The sequence below is a fragment of the Streptomyces xylophagus genome, from assembly GCF_000716435.1.
GTDB classification, from domain to species: Bacteria; Actinomycetota; Actinomycetes; order Streptomycetales; family Streptomycetaceae; genus Streptomyces; species Streptomyces xylophagus.
The window spans coordinates 52,445-70,616 of record NZ_JNWO01000020.1 but is presented as its reverse complement, the minus strand read 5'-3'; the positions used below and the strand labels follow the sequence as shown (position 1 = coordinate 70,616).

Annotated in this window: 18 protein-coding genes; 15 read left to right on the top strand and 3 right to left on the bottom strand. The window is 69.3% G+C overall.

Annotation, left to right across the window (positions count from 1 at the left end):
- The first annotated feature begins 119 nt into the window (after nucleotides 1–119).
- Nucleotides 120–707, top strand: a complete 588-nt coding sequence (locus OO70_RS35850; RefSeq protein ID WP_043680857.1) for a TIGR03086 family metal-binding protein — start codon at nucleotides 120–122, stop codon at nucleotides 705–707.
- Between the two features lie 73 nt (nucleotides 708–780).
- Here the strand turns inward: OO70_RS35850 and OO70_RS35845 are convergent, their stop codons facing one another.
- Together OO70_RS35845 and OO70_RS35840 are read right to left on the bottom strand one after the other, a co-directional pair.
- Nucleotides 781–1,404 (bottom strand): NADPH-dependent F420 reductase, encoded by a 624-nt coding sequence (locus OO70_RS35845; protein WP_043680855.1) that lies wholly within the window; start codon nucleotides 1,402–1,404, stop codon nucleotides 781–783.
- Nucleotides 1,405–1,437: 33 nt separating this feature from the next.
- Nucleotides 1,438–2,172 (bottom strand): SDR family NAD(P)-dependent oxidoreductase, encoded by a 735-nt coding sequence (locus tag OO70_RS35840; RefSeq protein WP_043680852.1) that lies wholly within the window; start codon nucleotides 2,170–2,172, stop codon nucleotides 1,438–1,440.
- A 144-nt stretch (nucleotides 2,173–2,316) separates the two neighbouring features.
- On the opposite strand from OO70_RS35840, the gene OO70_RS35835 reads away from it, so the two are divergent.
- Nucleotides 2,317–2,928, top strand: a complete 612-nt coding sequence (locus OO70_RS35835) for a TetR/AcrR family transcriptional regulator (protein WP_043680849.1) — start codon at nucleotides 2,317–2,319, stop codon at nucleotides 2,926–2,928.
- Between the two features lie 306 nt (nucleotides 2,929–3,234).
- Here the strand turns inward: OO70_RS35835 and OO70_RS35830 are convergent, their stop codons facing one another.
- On the bottom strand, nucleotides 3,235–4,146 hold the full coding sequence (locus tag OO70_RS35830; RefSeq protein WP_043680846.1) for a LysR family transcriptional regulator: 912 nt from the start codon (nucleotides 4,144–4,146) through the stop codon (nucleotides 3,235–3,237).
- 180 nt (nucleotides 4,147–4,326) lie between these two features.
- Here OO70_RS35830 and OO70_RS35825 point away from each other — a divergent pair, with 180 nt between their 5' ends.
- The 13 genes from OO70_RS35825 (at nucleotide 4,327) to OO70_RS35765 (ending at nucleotide 18,163) form a co-directional block, all read left to right on the top strand.
- A complete protein-coding gene (locus OO70_RS35825) occupies nucleotides 4,327–4,959 on the top strand; it encodes an NADPH-dependent F420 reductase (protein WP_043680843.1) in 633 nt (210 codons plus the stop codon).
- An 86-nt stretch (nucleotides 4,960–5,045) separates the two neighbouring features.
- Nucleotides 5,046–5,981, top strand: a complete 936-nt coding sequence (locus OO70_RS35820; protein WP_043680840.1) for an SDR family oxidoreductase — start codon at nucleotides 5,046–5,048, stop codon at nucleotides 5,979–5,981.
- Between the two features lie 95 nt (nucleotides 5,982–6,076).
- Nucleotides 6,077–6,826, top strand: coding sequence for an MBL fold metallo-hydrolase (locus OO70_RS35815; protein ID WP_043680837.1), 750 nt, complete (start codon nucleotides 6,077–6,079; stop codon nucleotides 6,824–6,826).
- A gap of 161 nt (nucleotides 6,827–6,987) precedes the next feature.
- Nucleotides 6,988–7,656: a GntR family transcriptional regulator gene (locus tag OO70_RS35810; RefSeq protein WP_043680835.1), complete on the top strand. Its 669-nt coding sequence runs from the start codon at nucleotides 6,988–6,990 to the stop codon at nucleotides 7,654–7,656.
- On the top strand, nucleotides 7,653–8,561 hold the full coding sequence (locus OO70_RS35805) for a dihydrodipicolinate synthase family protein (protein WP_043680832.1): 909 nt from the start codon (nucleotides 7,653–7,655) through the stop codon (nucleotides 8,559–8,561). The genes OO70_RS35810 and OO70_RS35805 overlap by 4 nt, the downstream gene beginning before the upstream one ends.
- Nucleotides 8,558–10,297 (top strand): L-arabinonate dehydratase, encoded by a 1,740-nt coding sequence (gene araD, locus OO70_RS35800; protein ID WP_043680829.1) that lies wholly within the window; start codon nucleotides 8,558–8,560, stop codon nucleotides 10,295–10,297. Before OO70_RS35805 ends, araD begins: the two co-directional genes overlap by 4 nt.
- A 93-nt stretch (nucleotides 10,298–10,390) precedes the next feature.
- On the top strand, nucleotides 10,391–11,326 hold the full coding sequence (locus OO70_RS35795) for a carbohydrate ABC transporter permease (RefSeq protein WP_019060581.1): 936 nt from the start codon (nucleotides 10,391–10,393) through the stop codon (nucleotides 11,324–11,326).
- On the top strand, nucleotides 11,323–12,207 hold the full coding sequence (locus OO70_RS35790) for a carbohydrate ABC transporter permease (protein ID WP_043680825.1): 885 nt from the start codon (nucleotides 11,323–11,325) through the stop codon (nucleotides 12,205–12,207). The genes OO70_RS35795 and OO70_RS35790 overlap by 4 nt, the downstream gene beginning before the upstream one ends.
- Nucleotides 12,208–12,256: 49 nt before the next feature.
- Nucleotides 12,257–13,462, top strand: coding sequence for a Gfo/Idh/MocA family protein (locus tag OO70_RS35785; RefSeq protein WP_407702860.1), 1,206 nt, complete (start codon nucleotides 12,257–12,259; stop codon nucleotides 13,460–13,462).
- Nucleotides 13,462–14,307 (top strand): DUF6807 domain-containing protein, encoded by an 846-nt coding sequence (locus tag OO70_RS35780; protein ID WP_043680820.1) that lies wholly within the window; start codon nucleotides 13,462–13,464, stop codon nucleotides 14,305–14,307. Before OO70_RS35785 ends, OO70_RS35780 begins: the two co-directional genes overlap by 1 nt.
- Entirely contained in the window at nucleotides 14,304–15,815 is a 1,512-nt protein-coding gene (locus OO70_RS35775) for a glycoside hydrolase family 43 protein (RefSeq protein ID WP_043680817.1), read from the top strand. Before OO70_RS35780 ends, OO70_RS35775 begins: the two co-directional genes overlap by 4 nt.
- Nucleotides 15,816–15,929: 114 nt before the next feature.
- Nucleotides 15,930–17,267 (top strand): ABC transporter substrate-binding protein, encoded by a 1,338-nt coding sequence (locus OO70_RS35770; RefSeq protein ID WP_043680815.1) that lies wholly within the window; start codon nucleotides 15,930–15,932, stop codon nucleotides 17,265–17,267.
- A gap of 107 nt (nucleotides 17,268–17,374) precedes the next feature.
- Nucleotides 17,375–18,163 (top strand): rhamnogalacturonan acetylesterase, encoded by a 789-nt coding sequence (locus tag OO70_RS35765; RefSeq protein WP_043680812.1) that lies wholly within the window; start codon nucleotides 17,375–17,377, stop codon nucleotides 18,161–18,163.
- The last annotated feature ends 9 nt before the right edge of the window (nucleotides 18,164–18,172 follow it).

The window sequence follows — 18,172 nt, the reverse complement described above, 5'->3', positions numbered from 1 at the left end:
GGGGCGGTGGGGGCGTGACACGGGCGCGCGATGAGTTTCGGGGCCGCGGTCGGTCTACCTCATGAGTGGAGACCGATCCCCGGAATCGAAGCGAAGTCCGATCCCCGGAAGGGAAGCGCATGACCGACAGCATCTTCGACCTCGGCCCGCAGGCCCGTGTCGTCGCCCGCCTCGTGGAAGGCGTCACCGACGAGCAGCTCAGGGACGTGACTCCGTGCCCCGGCACCGCCGTGCGCAACATGCTGGGACACCTGCTCGGCCTGTCCGTCGCCTTCCGCGACGCCGCGCGCAAGGACCTGGGCGTCATGACGGACACCGCACCGGACACCGCCGCCTCCGACATCGGCCCCGGCTGGCGCGAGGACTTCCCCAAGGTCCTCGACGGACTCGCCGAGGCCTGGCGCGACCCGGCCGCCTGGAACGGCATGACCCGCGCGGGCGGCATCGACCTCCCCGGTGCGGTCGCCGCCGCCGTCGTGGCCGACGAACTGGTCATCCACGGCTGGGACTTGGCCGCCGCCACCGGCCAGCCCTACGAGCCCGACCCGGCCGCACTCCAGGCGTCGCACACCTTCCTGCTGGCGGCGGCCGAGGACCCGACCGGGGGCGGGGGGATCTTCGGCCCGGTGGTGCCGGTACCGGCTGACGCGCCGCTGCTGGACCGGGCGGTGGGGTTGAGCGGGCGGGATCCGGGGTGGAAGCCGTAGGCCTCACCCTTCGACGGGGAACCACCGTCCGTGCGCGGTGCGGCGGCGACCGCATCCCGCGGAACTCGTCGACTCAGACGGGAAGTTCGGTGATGCCGAGGGCGAAGTCCAAGTTCCCCACCCCGTGGTTGGCGAGGCCCACCGTGACCAGGCCCGCTCCTTCCAGCCAGTGCGCCATTTTCAGGCCGCCGACGTCCAGCGGGCGCAGTCCGAGGCTCTCGATGAACGCCGACACACTTGCCTTGGCCTGCGCATCGTCGCCGGCGAGGAAGACGTCGGGCCGACCCTTCTCCAGGACGTGACGGAAGACGGTGTTGAACGCCTTCACCACGTTGGCGCTTGCCGGCGCCGCCTTGGCGACTTCCTGCGCGATGGAGGTCTCCTCGCGGTGGGCCAGCCCGTCGAACGTGGAGTTGAAGGGATTGCTGATGTCGACGATGACCTTGCCCGCGAGAGCGTCCCCGTACTGGGCGACGACCGGCACGACACCGTCGTACAACAGAGCCACGACGACGATGTCCCCGGCCGGGGCGGTGCCCCATTCTCCCGTCGTGGCACCGCCGCCGAGAGCCTTGGCCAGGTCGGCGGCCTTGGACTGATCGCGGCCCATGACCTCGACGGTGTTGCCGCCCGCCACCGCCCGCGCGCCGATGGTGCGGGCCATGTTCCCGGTGCCGATGATGCTGATGCTGCTCATGAGAAGTCCTGTCCTGGTTGTGTGCTGTCCGGTTCAGATGGCGGTGGTGCCGCCGTCGGCGACGAGTTCCATGCCATTGACGTAGCTGGAGTCGTCGGAGGCGAGGAAGAGGGCGGCGGTGGCGATCTCGTCGGGACGGCCCATCAGGCCGCGGGGGATGAGGGACTCGAACTGGCGCCTGGTGGCCTCGTCGAAGAGTTCCGCCTGCTTGGCGGTGGCGACCTGGCCGGGGGTCAGGACGTTGACGCGGATACGGCGGTCCTTGAGCTCGTTGAGCCAGACGCGGGCCCAGGCCTGCTGGACGGCCTTGCTGCCGGCGTAGACGCTCCAGCCGGGGAAGGCACCGAGGGAGGCGTTGGAGCCGGTCATGAGGATGGAGCCGCCGTCGTTGAAGAGCGGGAGCGCCTTCTGGACGGTGAACAGGGTGCCGCGGGCGTTGAGCCCGAACCAGGTGTCGAACTGGGCCTCGGTGATCTCGCCGAGCGGGGCGGGCTCGCCCCCTCCGGCGCTGGCCCACAGCACATCGAGGCTGCCCTTCTCCCGCTTGACGGTGTCGTACAGGCGGTCCAGGTCGTCCAGATCGGCGGCGTCGCCCTGGACGCCGGTGACGTTGCGGCCGATCTGCTGCACGGCCTCGTCCAGGGCGTCCTGGCGGCGGCCGGTGATGAAGACGTGCGCTCCCTCGTCGACGAACAGCTTTGCGCCGGCCAGTGCCATGCCGGTGGTGCCGCCGGTGATGACCGCGACCTTGCCGTCGAGCTTTCCCATGGTCATTCCCTTGGGTCGGTGGTGCCGTGTGTACGTGGGGCGACGGACTTAAGTACACCGCCCTGTGTGCTTACCGTACGGGGCGGGCGGCCGGGGCGCAAACTATGTACACCGGTCGTTACCTAGCTGCGGTACCGTGGAGCCATGACGGAGTTGGAGAAGGGCCCCACGGGCCGCCGCCGCGGCCGGGGCGCTCGCGAGCGCATCCTGGGCGCGGCCCAGGAACTGTTCCGCGAGCAGGGCATCAACCGCACCGGCATGGACCAGCTCTGCGCGGCGGCCGAGGTGTCCAAGCGCACGGCCTACCAGCACTTCGCCGGCAAGGACGAACTCGTCGCCGAGTACCTGCGCCGGTTCGACCCCTCTGTTCTGTCCGGCGTGTTCGACCGCACCGACCTCACGCCCCGCGAACGGCTCCTCGCCGCCTTCGACGTCCCGCCCACCACCCCCCTGTGCCCCTATATCGCCACCGCAGTCGAACTCCACGACCCCCAGCACCCGGCATCCCAGTACGCACGCGATTACAAGCAAGCCGTCGCCGCGCGACTCGCCGACGCCGCTCGTGAAGCCGGCGCCGCCGACCCCGAACAGCTCGGCGAGCAGCTCGCGTTGCTCATCGACGGCGCCGCGGCCCGCACCCGGGTTCTCAACGCCGACGCCTTCCCCACCGCTGCGGCCATCGCCGCCGTCCTCATCGACAACGCCATCCCCGCCACAGCCGGCGATGACCGGCGCCGGGAGGAAGTGTCGAGTTGACGTGGAGCATCGCGGCCGGGCCGGCCGCGCTACTGGTCACGCGGCTGCCCTGGCCGGCACGCGATACCGGCCGCCCGGCACCTGGCCTCGCGGGCTCTTGCAGATCTGGCCGTCCCGCCCGCCTGCTGACGGCCGCGGCAGAGGCCGCCGGGGAGAACGGCGACCCTCGAAGGTCGCAGGAGTTCGAGGTCGTCGTCTCGGCCCAGGGCGCTGACGCGCCGCCGGTTCGAACAGACGGCTGATCACATACGTCGGTACGCGGTGGCGCATGAAGAACACGTACGCAGCCGGCGTCAGCCGAACTGCTCAGGCGTGCCTCGCGGCGGCCTCGCCTCCGAGCTGCCACATCTCGTAGTTCCCGCATTCCGCCGTGATCTCGGCCGTCGACCGGGCCGCGGTGACGAAGTCATCCACCACCGGCGAGGTGTGCGATGCCGCCACCGCGAGGCAGACCTGGTCGGGCGCCAGTTCCGGGATGGGCACATAGGCGACGTCGGGATGCGAATAGAACACGGACGCCGAACGGGCCAGGAAGGAGATGCCCCGTCCGGCCGCGACGTGCTCGAGCGTCTCGTCCACCCCGCGCACCGGGTACCCGGCATCGGGGTGCGGGCGCCTGGTGGGCTGCGTGCTCGGATCACCGCGCCAGACCAGCGGTTCGCCGGCCAGGTCGGCCTCGGTGACCTCCTTCTTGCCGGCGAACCGGTGTCCGGCGGGCAGTACCGCCACCCGCGGCTCGGTGTACAGCGGGGTGACGCGCAGGCCGGTCTCGTCGATGGGCAGCCGCACATAGCCGACGTCGATGCGGCCGTCGAGCAGCATCGCGGCCTGGTCGTCCCCTTCGATCCGCTGTATGTCCACGACCACGTCCGGGTGCCGGGCCTCGAACGCCCGTGAAGCCGGGCTGACCGGGATGCCGGCCCGGAAACCGACCATCAGCCGCCGGGTGCCGCGGGCGGCCGCGGACACCCGGCGGCGGACCGCGTCGGTGGAGGCGAGCAGCGGACCGGCGTCGGCCAGCAGTTGCCGGCCCGCGTCTGTCAGCTCCACGCCGTGGCGATCCCTGGTGAACAGCGGGGCGCCGAGATCCTGCTCGAGCGCGCGGATCTGCCGGCTGAGCACCGGCTGCGCGATGTGGAGCTCATCGGCGGCGCGGCCGAAATGCAGCCGGTCGGCCACGGCGACGAAATAACGCAGTTTGCGCATATCCAGATCCACGGCATCTCCCAGCCTGGTGATGCTTTCAGGGTATCACCACAGCTTAAATAGGTCTTGGACACCTAATCGGACCGATGGCAGTCTGAAAGCAGGCACCCAAAGGCGCCGAAGCGAATTCGGTCCAAGAATTCGACATGCGAAGTCGACGGCAGGGTTCAGGCCCGGAAAGCAGGAACACCGATGAGCAGCATCAGCATTGTCGGACTGGGAAACATGGCCCGCGCTTTGGCCGGCCGGGCGCTCGTCGGCGGTAACGCCGTCGAGATCATCGGCCGCGACCGGGCCAAGGCCAAGGAGGTGGCCGCCACGCTCGACGGCGCCACGGTCGGTACGGCTGGGTCCGCCCCGGCCGGGGACATCGTTGTCCTCGCCGTGCCGTACGTCGGCGCGGCGGCGGTGGTGAGGGAGTACGGGGACGCGCTGCGCGGCAAGGTCATCGTCGACATCACCAACCCCGTAGCCCCCGACCTGCAGGGATTCGTCGTCCCCGCCGGCAGCTCCGGCGCACAGGAGATCGCCGGGGCGGCTCCCGCCGACGCGCATGTCGTCAAGGCGTTCAACACGCTGTTCTCCCACATTCTGGCTGCCGGCCCGGCCGAGGGCCGCCCTCTGGACGTGTTCATCGCCGGCGACGACGCGCAGGCGAAGGCGCGCGTGTCGGCGTTCGTCGAGAGCCTGGGGCTGCGTTCCTGGGACACCGGGGAGCTGTCCATGGCGCGGGCGCTGGAGAATGTCGGCCTGCTGGAGTTGGGCCTCATGAACCACTCTGTCAAGCACACCAATTTCTCCCTCGGTATCACCCTTCTCGGCTGAGCGCACCCCTACCTCTCGTACCGCATTACGCCACATTCATTTACGGCACGAAAAGACCCCGTACCTACCCTCATAAGGACAGTCAAATGCGCGTTTTCGTCGCCGGTGGAACCGGCCATTCCGGTTCGTACATCATTCCCGAGCTCATCGCCGCCGGCCACGAGGTCACCGGCCTGGCCCGGTCGGACGCTTCCGCGGCGGTCGTTTCCGCGCTCGGCGCGAAGGTGCGGCGCGGCGATCTCCAGGATCTCGACGGGCTCAAGGAGGCAGCCGCGGACTCCGACGGCGTCATCCACCTCGCGCACAGGCAGGATCTGCTGCCCTCCGGAGGGCTCGACGCCGTGGCCGCCGCGGAGCTCCCGATCATGCTCGCGTACGGCGAGGCACTCGCGGGAACCGGAAAGCCGCTGGTCACGGCGGGAAGCATAGGCTCCCCCGGGAACCTGGGCAGGCCGGCCACCGAGGAGGACCCGGCCCTTCCCGCCGGCGATGAGCACAAGGGCACCCTGCGGGTCCGCAATGTGGTGGAAAGGGCCGTCGTCGGCCTGGCCGAGCAGGGAGTACGGTCTTCGATCGTGCGGATCGCCATCATCGCGCACAGCACGACCGATCGTGTCGGCTTCCTCCCCACGCTGATCGCGCTCGCGAAGGAGAAGGGTTTCGTCGGTTACCCCGGAGACGGCGCGAACCTGTGGAACGCCGTGCACGTCCGCGATGCCGCCACCTTGTTCCGCCTGGCGCTGGAGAAGGGGCCGGCCGGCTCGTACTGGCACGCGGTCGAGGACGGGGGCATCCCGTTCCGCGACATCGCCGAGGCCATCGCCGGCCGTCTGGGCCTGCCCGCCGTGAGCGTTCCCCACGATGCTCTGATGACGCCGGGGTACTTCGGGTTCCTCACGAACATCGTCACGCAGAGCTACCCGGTGTCCAACCTCATCACCCGCCGGACCCTCGGCTGGGAACCCGCCCGGCCCGGCCTGCTCGCCGACATGGACAACGGCCACTACTTCTCCGCCAGTTGACGGCAGGCCCCCTGACCATCAGCCAGACACGGCGCATGTCCACAGAACACCGCAAGGTGAGTGCTGCGGGCCCCGGAACCGTACTCTTCCCCACCATGCCTCTCAGTCTCACCGTCCTCGGCACCGCCTCCCCGCATCCGCGTCCCGGCCGACCCTGCTCCGGGTATCTGCTGCGCGGTGGGGGCGCCGAGGTGTGGGTGGACGCGGGGACCGGGACGTTCGCGGAGTTGCAGCGGCACATGGATCCGGCGCGGCTCACGGCGATCTGGATCTCCCATCTGCACGCCGACCACAGCGCCGATCTCCTCGCGGCCGCCTACGCGTTCGCCTTCGGCGGGATGACCCCGGCCGCACCGATCCCGCTCTACGCCCCGCAGGACTGCGCACGTCGGCTGGCGGGCTTCTTCGGGCAGCCGGACGTACGGTTCCTGAGCGGTGTCTTCGACTTCCGCCCGCTCTACGACGGGCACGCCGTCCGGCACTGGAACCTCCGGCTCACCGCCCGCGCAGTCGTCCACGACGTCGAGGCGTACGGGCTGCGCGCCGAGTGCCAGGGGAGTGTCCTCGGCTACTCCGGGGACAGTGGACCCTGCGACGCGCTGGCCGAACTCGCGGGCGGCGCCGACGTGTTCCTCTGCGAGGCCGACATCGACCGGCATCGCGAAGGCGAACGGCAAGTACACCTCACGCCCGAGGACGCCGGCGCCTGGGCCAAGGGTGCGCGCGAACTCCTCATCACCCACGTGGGACCCACCCTCACCAGGGAATCGGCCCTGGAACGCGCCGCCGCGATCTTCCCCGGCCGGACCTCCGCCGCGCTGGAAGGCGTCACCAAGACCATGTGAAGCGCTTTCTGGTTCTTCTGTCAGAAGCATTGACGAAACACAGGGCCGCTCCTACCTTCAACGCGTCGTACTTCGTACGTCATATATGAGACGCGATACGCGAGATCAGATATCCGAGAACCGATCCGCGATCGCAGCCACGTGACATCCGAGAGGCGCGCATGACCTCTGTGCCCACGCCGATCCCGTCCCGCACGCAGTACGTGCAGGAGGAGATCAAACGCCGCATCCTCACCGGGCAGTTGACCCCTGGTCAGCCGCTGGTCGAGACCGAACTCGCCGCACAGTTCGGGGTGTCCAAGACCCCGGTGCGCGAGGCGCTCAAGACCCTGGCCGGTACCGGGCTCGTCGTGATGAACCAGTACAAGGGCGTCACGGTGCGCATGGTGGACGCGGACATGGCGCGCGAGGTGTACGACGTACGGCTGCTCCTCGAACCCGAGGCGCTCCGCCGTGCCGTACGACGTCACGTCTCCCTGGATGCCGCACGCGACGCCCTGACCCGTGCCGACGAGGCGACGGACACCGCTGAACGCTCCCTCGCCAACCGGGAGTTCCACCGCGCCCTGTACCTGCCCTGCGGCAACCCGCTGCTCGGCCGGATGCTCGACGAGGTCCGCGACCAGGCGGCTCTCGTCTCCGCCGTCGCCTGGGCCGCCTCGCCCTCCTGGGAACGGGAGGCCGGCGAACACCGGGAGATCCTGCGGCTCGCCCTCGACGGCGACGCGGATGGCGCGGCGACCGCGCTGCACGCGCACATCGCGTCGTTCGTGCAACGGGCCTTCCCCGACGCCGAGTTCGGGGCCCAGGGAGAGGACGGTCAGGCATGACGGCGTCGTTCGAGGCCCAACGGGCGGCTCTGGCCGACGTGGTGGCGATCCCGGTGACCCCGTTCGCCGAGGACGGCACCGTCGACCGGTACACCCACCGGGCCCTGCTGCGCCGACTGCTCGACGGCGGGGTCAAGATCCTCACGCCCAACGGGAACACCGGAGAGTTCTACGCCCTGACTCCCCAAGAGCGGCAGCTCGTCACGGAGTTGACCGTCGACGAGGCGGGCGGACGCGCCGCGATCCTCGTCGGCGTCGGGCACGACGTGCCGACCGCCATCGCCTCCGCCCGGCACGCCGGCGAACTCGGCGCCCAGATGGTGATGGTCCATCAGCCCGTCCACCCCTACGTCTCGCAGGACGGCTGGGTCGACTACCACCGCGCCATCGCCGAGGCCGTGCCCGATCTGGGCGTCGTCCCGTACATCCGCAACGCCCAGCTCATCGGCGCCCGCCTCGCGGAACTCGCCGACGACTGCCCGAACGTCATCGGCGTCAAGTACGCCGTGCCGGACGCGGCCCGCTTCGCCGCCTTCGCCCGGGACGCGGGGCTCGAACGCTTCGTGTGGGTGGCCGGGTTGGCCGAACCGTACGCGCCCTCGTACTTCTCGGCGGGCGCCACCGGCTTCACCTCAGGGCTCGTGAACGTCGCCCCGTCCGTCTCGCTGAACATGATCGAAGCGCTTCGATCAGGGGACTATCCGGGGGCGATGAAGGTGTGGGAGCAGATCCGCCGATTCGAGGAACTACGTGCGGCGAACGGCTCCGCGAACAACGTCACGATCGTCAAGGAAGCGCTTGCGTCCCTCGGCCTGTGCCGCCGGGACGTCCGCCCGCCCAGCAGGCCCCTGCCCGAGAGCGAGCGCGCCGAGGTCGCCGCGATAGCCGCCGGATGGTCGATATGAATGCCCCTGTCACCAGAAAGCGCCCCGAAGAACTCAGAAGCCACCAGTGGTACGGCACCGACGGGCTGCGCTCCTTCAGCCATCGGGCCCGCACCCGCCAGCTCGGCTACCTCCCCGAGGAACACCTCGGCAAGCCCGTCATCGCGATCCTCAACACCTGGTCGGACATCAACCCCTGTCATGTGCACCTCCGGGAGCGCGCCCAGGCGGTCAAGCGGGGCGTGTGGCAGGCGGGCGGCTTCCCGCTCGAGTTCCCGGTCGCCACGCTGAGCGAGACCTTCCAGAAGCCGACCCCGATGCTCTACCGCAATCTCCTCGCGATGGAGACCGAGGAGCTGCTGCGGTCCTACCCGGTCGACGGCGCCGTGCTGATGGGCGGCTGCGACAAGTCGACCCCCGCGCTCCTCATGGGCGCTGCCAGCGTCGACCTGCCCACCGTCTTCGTGCCGGCCGGGCCGATGCTGCCGGGTCACTGGCGCAACGAGATCCTCGGCTCCGGCACCGACATGTGGAAGTACTGGGACGACAAGCGCGCCGGCCTCATCGGCGACTGCGAAATGACCGAACTGGAGAGCGGCCTCGCGCGCTCGCCCGGGCACTGCATGACCATGGGGACGGCGTCCACGCTGACGGCGGCGGCGGAGGCGCTGGGCGTGACCGTGCCGGGTGCGTCGAGCATTCCCGCGGTGGACTCGGGGCACGACAGGATGGCCGCGTCATCCGGCATGAGGATTGTTGAACAAGTCCACAAGGGGCGTGTTCTCTCGTCGATCCTCACCCCGGACGCCTTCGAGGACGCGGTCACCACCGTCCTCGGCCTCGGCGGCTCCACCAACGCCGTGATCCACCTCATCGCCATGGCCGGCCGCGCGGGCGTCCACCTCACGCTCGACGACTTCGACCGCATCGCCCGCACGGTCCCGGTCCTGGCCAACGTACGGCCCGGCGGACACACGTACCTCATGGAGGACTTCCACTTCGCCGGCGGCCTGCCCGGGTTCCTCTCCCGGATCACGGACCTGCTCCACCTGGACCGCCCGACGGTCTCGTACGACACCCTGCGCGAACAGCTCGCCGGCGCGCAGGTGCACAACGACGACGTGATCCGTACGCGCGACAACCCAGTGGCAAGCGAAGGCGGGGTCGCCGTCCTGCGCGGCAACCTCTGCCCGGACGGCGCGGTCATCAAGCACATCGCCGCCGAACCGCACCTGCTCAAGCACACCGGCCCCGCGGTCGTCTTCGACGACTACCGGACCATGCAACGCACCATCAACGACCCGGAGTTGGACATCACCGCAGAGAGCGTGCTGGTGCTGCGCAACGCGGGCCCCAAGGGCGGCCCCGGCATGCCCGAGTACGGCATGCTCCCGCTCCCCGACCACCTCCTCAAGCAGGGCGTCCGGGACATGGTCCGGATCTCCGACGCCCGGATGAGCGGGACGAGTTACGGCGCGTGCGTGCTGCACATCGCGCCCGAGTCGTACGTAGGCGGACCACTGGCGCTCGTACGGACCGGGGACACCATCACCCTGGACGTCGAGGCGCGCACCCTCCAACTCAACGTGGACGACGAGGAGTTGGAGCGACGCCGGGCGGAGTGGACACCGCCGCCCGCACGGTACGAGCGCGGCTACGGCGCGCTCTACAACGACCAGATCACCCAGGCCGACACCGGCTGCGACTTCGAGTTCCTGGCCCGGCCGGGCAAGGTCGCCGACCCGTACGCGGGTTAGCCCCTCTCGTCACGCACAGCGCCGCCGCACCACGCCCAAGGAGAAAGCGCTTCACCCCGTACACGACCCACCGCAAGCGAACGGAGAACAGTCATGGCCCAAGCCGCAGCCGTGGCGAAACCGCCCGCGCCACCCCGGCGGCGCCGTGCCTCCGCGACCCCGCGCAGGCTCCCGTACCTGCTGATCGCCCCGGCCGCGCTGCTCATGCTGGGCTTCATCGCCTACCCGGTCATCAGCGTCTTCTACTACAGCCTGCAGAACTACAACCCCACCAAACCGTGGCGCAACGGCTTCGCGGGCCTCGACAACTTCACCCACGCCTTCACCAACGACCCCCAGTTCTGGGACACGTTGACGTTCAGCGCGAAGTGGGTCGTCGTAGAGGTCGGCCTCCAACTCCTCTTCGGACTGGCCCTCGCCCTCATCGTCAACCAGACCTTCGTGGGCCGGTCCATCGGCCGCGCGCTGGTGTTCTCCCCATGGGCCGTGTCGGGCGTACTGACCTCCGCGATCTGGGTGCTGCTCTACAACTCCCAGACGGGCGTGACCCGTTACCTCGCCGACATGGGCATCGGCCAGTACGGCACGAGTTGGCTCTCGGACCCCTCAACCGTCTTCTCCGCAGCCGTAGTTGCGGACCTCTGGCGAGGCGTCCCCTTCTTCGCGATCCTCATCCTCGCCGACCTCCAGTCCGTCTCGAAGGACCTCTACGAGGCCGCCGAGGTCGACGGAGCCAGCCGATTCCAGCAGTTCCGGAACATCACCCTGCCGCACCTCAAGGACGCGATCGTGCTGTCCACCCTGCTGCGCGCGGTCTGGGAGTTCAACAACGTCGACCTCCTCTACACCCTGACCGGCGGCGGCCCGGCCGGCGAGACGACCACGCTCCCGCTGTACGTCGCCAACACCAGCGTCGAAGCACACAACTTCGGCTACGCGTCGGCCCTCACCACGGTCGCGTTCGTCATCCTTCTCTTCTTCTCGATCATCTATCTGCGCCTGAGCAAGTTCGGAGGCGGCGACAAGTGATCACCGAGATCGCTCCGGCCCGCGAGCGGGAGTCCGCCGCACCGCAGCAGCCGCGCAAGGTCCGCCGCGCCTGGGACGAGGTCCCGCGCTGGCAGATCTACGTCCCCCTGGGCATCTACCTCGTCTTCACCCTGATCCCCTTCTACTGGATCCTGCTCTTCGCGTTCCGCCCGGCCGGCTCGACCTCCCTGGTGCCCTGGCCGATGACCTTCGACCACTTCCAGAAGGTGTGGACCGAACGCAGCTTCGGCGTCTACTTCCAGAACAGCGTCTACGTCGGCGTCGCCACCCTGATCCTCACCACGGTCGTCGCCCTGGCCGGCGGCTACGCGCTCGCCCGCTTCGAGTTCAGGATCAAGCGCACCTTCATGCTGGCCCTGCTCTGCTCCCAATTCGTGCCGGGCGCCCTGCTGTTGGTCCCGCTGTTCCAGATCTTCGCCAAGCTCCAGATGATCAACTCGCTCGGCAGCGTCATCATCGCGGAGACCGTCTTCCAACTCCCGCTGTCGATGATCCTGATCAGCGGCTTCATCCGGAACGTCCCGCAGTCCCTGGAAGAGGCCGCCTGGGTCGACGGCTGCAACCGCCTTGCCGCGTTCCGCATCGTCGTCCTCCCGCTGCTGCGGCCCGGGCTGATCGCCGTCGGCTCCTTCGCCTTCGTGCACGCCTGGAACCACTTCCTCTTCGCCCTGATGTTCCTCTCCGACCAGAGCAAGCAGACGATCCCGGTCGGCCTCAACACCCTGATGGGCGCGGACAGCGTCGACCTCGGCGCACTCGCCGCGGGCGGCATCGTCGCGGCCGTACCGGTGGTGATCGTGTTCGCCTTCATCCAGAAGTGGCTGATCACCGGGTTCAGCGCGGGGGCGGTGAAGGGATGAGGCAACCGCTTACCCTGCTGGCGAAGATCGTCGAAGCAGGGAGAATCCCATGACATCCAAGACCGGCCCTACGACCGCCACCGCGCCCGCTGCTACGGCAGCCACCGAGCCCGTCTCGATGCCCGTCCCGGTAGTCCTCGCAGGCGCACGCGGTCACGGCCGCTGGCACGTCGAGAACATCCGCCGCCTCCAGGACAAGGGACTCGTACGCCTCGTCGGCATCTGCGAGCTGACCCCACTGACCGAGGAGGAGTTCGGTGGCGAACTCCCGGCCCAGTCACCGGACTTCGGCGCCCTCCTCGACACCACCGGCGCCCGGGTCGCGGTGATCTGCACCCCGATCCCCACTCACACGGACCTCGCCCTGGCCGCCGCGAAGCGAGGCGTGCACCTGCTGCTGGAGAAGCCGCCCGCGCCGTCGTACGCCGAGTTCCGCCGAATGGCCGACGGGGTCGCCGCCGCCGGGGTGGCCTGCCAGATCGGGTTCCAGTCGCTCGGCTCGCACGCCGTGCCCGCGATCCGCGAGCTGATCGCCAAGGGAGCGATCGGCACGCTGACCGGGGTCGGCGGCGCCGGTGCCTGGGCGCGCGACGAGGCGTACTACCGGCGCGCCCCCTGGGCGGGCAAGCGGCGCCTGAACGGCGTCGACGTGATCGACGGCGCGCTGACCAACCCCCTCGCGCACGCCGTGGCCACCGCCCTCGCGCTCAACGGCACGACCCACGCCGAGGACGTCGCGGGCATCGAGACCGAACTCGTCCGCGCCAACGACATCGAGTCCGACGACACCTCCTGCGTCCGCGTCACCACCGTCCAGGGCCGCCCGGTCACCGTCGCCGTCACCCTGTGCGCCGAACACCCCGGCGAGCCCTATGTGTTGGTGCACGGCAGCCAGGGCCGGATCACCTACTGGTACAAGCAGGACCGCGCACTGCTCCAGCGGGCGGGCCACGGCCCCGAGGAGTTCGAGTACGGCAGCACGGACCTGCTGGAGAACCTGGTCGCCCATCTCACCGACGGCGACGAGCTGTTGGTCGAGCCCGACTCAACAGGCGCCTTCATGAAGGTGGTTGAGGCGATCCGCGAGGCCCCCGACCCGGCGCCGCTGCCCACCGACGCCTGGCACCTGATCCCCGCCGAGAACCGCCGGATCGTCCCCGGCATCGACGCACTGGTCACGGCGGCGGCCGACACCCTCGCCCTCTACTCCGAGCTGGGCGCCTCCTGGGCCCCACCGAAAGAGGTGAGCACCTGATGATCACCCACGACACCCCGGTGCTGCGCGTCGCGGGCCGCCCGGTCGCCCGGTACGTCACCCGGCCCGAGCTGCCCGCCCGGCTCTCCCCGCGCCCTTATCTGCACCCCGTCACCACCCTGGCAGGCACGGCGGTCACGGAGCTGAGCCCCGCCGACCACACCCACCACCTCGGCGTCGGTGTCGCCGTTCCCGACGTCGAGGGGCACAACTTCTGGGGCGGCCGCACGTATGTGCGTGAGCAGGGACCGGTGGAGTTGGACAACCACGGCGCTCAACGCCACACCACCTTCCAGCTCCGTGACCCCGACGGCTTCGTCGAGGAACTGCGCTGGATGGCGTCCGGCGCCGAGCTGTTGCGCGAGCGCCGTACGGTCGCGGCCACCGAACTCACGGACACCGCCTGGGCGTTGGACTTCACCTTCTCCCTCACCAACGTGACGCCGGACCCCCTGTCGATCGGCAGCCCCGCCACCAACGGCCGCCCCGGAGCCGCGTACGGCGGCTTCTTCTGGCGGGCCCGCAAGGAGGCGGAGACCCCGCGCGTCTTCACCGCCGACCACGAGGGCGAACCGGAGGTCCACGGCACTTGCGCCGACTGGCTCGCCCTCGCCGGCACCGGCTGGACGCTGGTCCTCGCCGGCGCCACGGACCGCTCCCGCCAGGACCCGTGGTTCGTCCGCACCGCCGAATACCCGGGCGTGGGCGCGTCGTTGGCCTCGGACGAACGGCTGCCGATAGCACCCGGCGACACGGTCGTACGACGCATCGTCACCGTCGTCGCCGACGGCCGCCTGGACCGGGCCGAGGCGGCGGCGCTCGTGCGGAAGGCGGTCGGCCAGTGACGCACGAGACGTACACCAACCCCGTCCTGAACGCCGACTGGTCCGACCCGGACGTCATCCGCGTCGGCGACGACTTCTACCTCACCGCGTCCAGCTTCGGCCGCGTACCGGGCCTGCCGCTGCTGCACTCCCGCGACCTGGTGAACTGGACCCTGATCGGCCATGCCCTCCAACGCCTCGAACCCGTGCGGGAGTTCAGGACCCCACGGCACGACTGCGGCGTGTGGGCACCGGCGTTGAGGTATCACGACGAACGCTTCTGGATCTTCTGGGGCGACCCCGACCAGGGCATCTTCCAGATCAACGCCCCCGAGATACGCGGCCCTTGGACCCGCCCCCACCTCCTCAAGGAGGGCAAGGGCCTGATCGACCCGTGCCCCCTGTGGGACGACGACAACGACGAGGCCTACCTCGTCCACGCCTGGGCCAAGTCCCGCGCGGGCATCAACAACCGCCTCACCGGCCACCGTATGCACCGCGACGGCACGACCTTGCTCGACGACGGCAAGGTGATCGTCGACGCGGACCGCATCCCCGGCTGGTTCACCCTGGAGGGCCCCAAGGTCCACCAACACAACGGCTGGTACTGGATCTTCGCGCCCGCCGGGGGCGTCGAGACCGGCTGGCAGGGCGCGTTACGCTCACGCGGATTCTTCGGACCGTACGAGGAAAAGGTCGTCCTGGAGCAGCGGAACACCGACGTCAACGGCCCGCACCAGGGCGCGTGGGTGCGCACCCCGTCCGGCGAGGACTGGTTCCTGCACTTCCAACAACGGGGCGCGTACGGCCGAGTCGTCCACCTCCAGCCCATGCGCTGGGGTGACCACGGCTGGCCGGTCATCGGCGACGCGGGCGCCCCCGTAGCCGTACACCGGAAACCGGACCTGCCGCCGCAGCCGCCCGCCGCGCCCGCCACCGACGACGACTTCCCCGGCGGACGGTACGGCCGCCAGTGGCAGTGGACGGCGAACCCGCAGGACGGCTGGGCCACCCACCACTCGGGCGACGGCCTACGACTGACCTGCGCCCGCACGGCCGACGCACACGACCTGCGCAAGCTCCCGAACCTCCTCACCCAGCGGCTCCCCGGCACACCCGTCGCGGTGGAGGTCGAACTGCGGCTGCACAGCGAGGAGTCGGGAGCGCGGGCCGGACTGGCCGTGCTCGGGGACGCGTACAGCTGGATCGGACTGCAACGGGGCCCGGATGAGGTGGTGCGGTTCGTGCACCGGTTCGCCGAGCCCGTCGCCGAGCGGGAACGCGACGCGGGGGAGTCGTGCCTCGCCCCCGAGGGCCGGGTCCGGTTGCGCATCGAGATCGCCGCCGGGGCGCGGTGCCGTTTCTTCTACGACGTCGGGGAGGGCCTGCGTGCGACCGGCCCGGTCTTCGCCGCCACCCCCTGGCGCTGGGTCGGCGCCCTGCTCGGGCTCTTCGCGCTCGCGCCCGTCGGCACGGGACATGCCGGCGCGGCCACGTTCACGCGGTTCCGGATCACGCCTCTCCGCTAACTCACCCTGCCCGTAAGCCTGTTGGGAGTCGCCATGACGCACCTCCGTAGCAAGCGCTTGCCAGCCCTTCGTGACGTCAACACCCCGTTGGATCCACCAGAAGAGAGCCGACCTATGAAGACCAGCATCCGCAGAAGCAGGCGTGCCGCCACGGCCGTCGCCCTGGGCTCCGTGCTCGCGCTGACCGCCACCGCCTGCGGCGACGACGGCAGCGGCGGCGCGGGGGACAAGGGCGACGAGGGGTCCGGCAAGGGCACGATCACCTTCTGGGACAACAACGGCGGTGTGCGCACCGACATTTGGAAGCAGATCATCGCGGACTTCGAGAAGAAGTACCCCGACATCAAGGTCAAGTACGTCGGGATACCGGCGGCGAGCGCCCAGTCCAAGTACGACACCGCCATCCAGGGCGGCGGGCTGCCCGACGTCGGCGGTGTGGGGACGGCGGTGCTCGCCGAGGTCGCGGTGCAGGGGGCGTTGGAGCCGTTGGACAGCCGGCTCAAGTCGAGTTCCCTGAACGGCAAGTTGAGCCAGAATCTCATCGACGTCAGCAAGTCCGCGGGAGGCGGGGACACGCTGTACCAGATCCCGACCTCAGCGAATAACGGCACGCTGTGGTACCGCACCGACCTGTTCAAGGCGGCGGGGCTGGACGCGCCGACCACCTGGGCGAAGTTCTATGCCGCCGCCGACAAGCTGACCGACAAGGCGAAGAACAAGTTCGGGTTCACCATTCGGGGTGGTGAGGGGTCGATCGCGCCGGCGTTGGACGCGGTGTACGGGCAGACCGGGATCACGTCGTTCTGGAACGGGGACAAGACGACGGTCAACGACCCAAAGAACGTTGCCGCGTTGGCGAAGTACGTCGGGCTGTTCAAGAAGGACACGCCGTCCGCCGACCTCAACAACGACTTCACGAAGATGGTCGCGCAGTGGGACAGCGGCACGATCGGGATGCTGAGTCACAACCTCGGGTCCTATCAGGACCACTTGAAGGCTCTGGGCGCGGACAAGTTCAAGGGCATTCCCAATCCGACGCTGGACGACGGTACGCGGGTGCAGATCTCCAACCCCGTTGACGGGTTGAGTCTGTTCAAGTCCAGCAAGAACAAGGAAGCGGCCTGGAAGTTCATCGAGTTCGCGGTGTCTGCGGCGGAGAACTCGAAGTACAACGAGTCTGCCGGGCAGGTTCCGGCCAACACGGAGGCGGCTAGTGCGGCTTGGATTCAGAAGTCTGAGCCTACGCAGTTGGCTGCGGCGGCGTTGAACGGGGCCGACACGAAGATTGTGCAGCTGCCGTATTACCTGCCGGACTGGAACACGATCTCCAAGGCGGACAACGAGCCGAACTTCCAGAAGCTGTTGCTGGGGAAGATGACGGCGAAGGAGTTTCTGGACACGTTGGCCGACCAGTTGAACAAGGCTCAGGCGGACTGGAAGAAGAACCACTGAGATTGGGTGGTTTCGGTTTGTGGGGGACTGCGGGCCGGTGGGGGCTGGTCGCGCAGTTCCCCGCGCCCCTAAAGGCATGCACCTCAGCTGCGTTGAAAGGCACCCCTGTGTCCTTAAGCCGTAGGCAGGTCACCCTCGCGGCGCTTGTCGCCGCTCCTCTTCGACCCGGAGGGCGGCGGAGCCGCACTCTCTACATCGCCGGTGATTCCACCGCCGCCCAGAAGTACTCCGCCGAAGCACCGGAAACAGGATGGGGAATGGTGCTCCCCTTCTTCCTCGGAAAGGGAGTGAAGGTCGCCAACCATGCTGTAAATGGACGGAGTTCGAAGAGCTTCGTCGACGAAGGGCGGCTGGACGTGATCCTTGCCGCCATCCGGCCCGGCGATTTCCTGCTCGTCCAGTTCGCGCACAACGACGAGAAGGTCGCCGATCCCACCCGCTACACCGAGCCCTGGACGACGTACCAGGACTATCTCCGGTTGTACGTCGACGGGGCCCGAGGCCGTGGCGCGCGGCCCGTGCTCGCCACCCCCGTCGAGCGCCGCAGGTTCGATGTCGACGGCAACTCCCTGCCGACCCACGGCGATTACCCGGCGGCGATGCGTGCTCTCGCGCAACAGGAGCGGGTCGCGCTGCTCGACATCGAGGCGTTGTCGCTCGCGTTGTGGCAGCGGCTCGGGGTCGAGGAGACGAAGGTCTACTTCAACTGGACCGACACAGAGCAGGACAACACGCACTTCAATCCGCCCGGTGCGATCGCCGTGGCGCGGCTCGTGGCGCGGGAGTTGCTCCGTACCCGGGTGCTCGCGCCGCGTGCTGTCGTCCGGCTGCACGACGAGATTCCCCCTTCCTGGATCACCTGGCCCGAGGCCACGGACGCCTCGGTCCTCCGCTGAGCAAGGAGA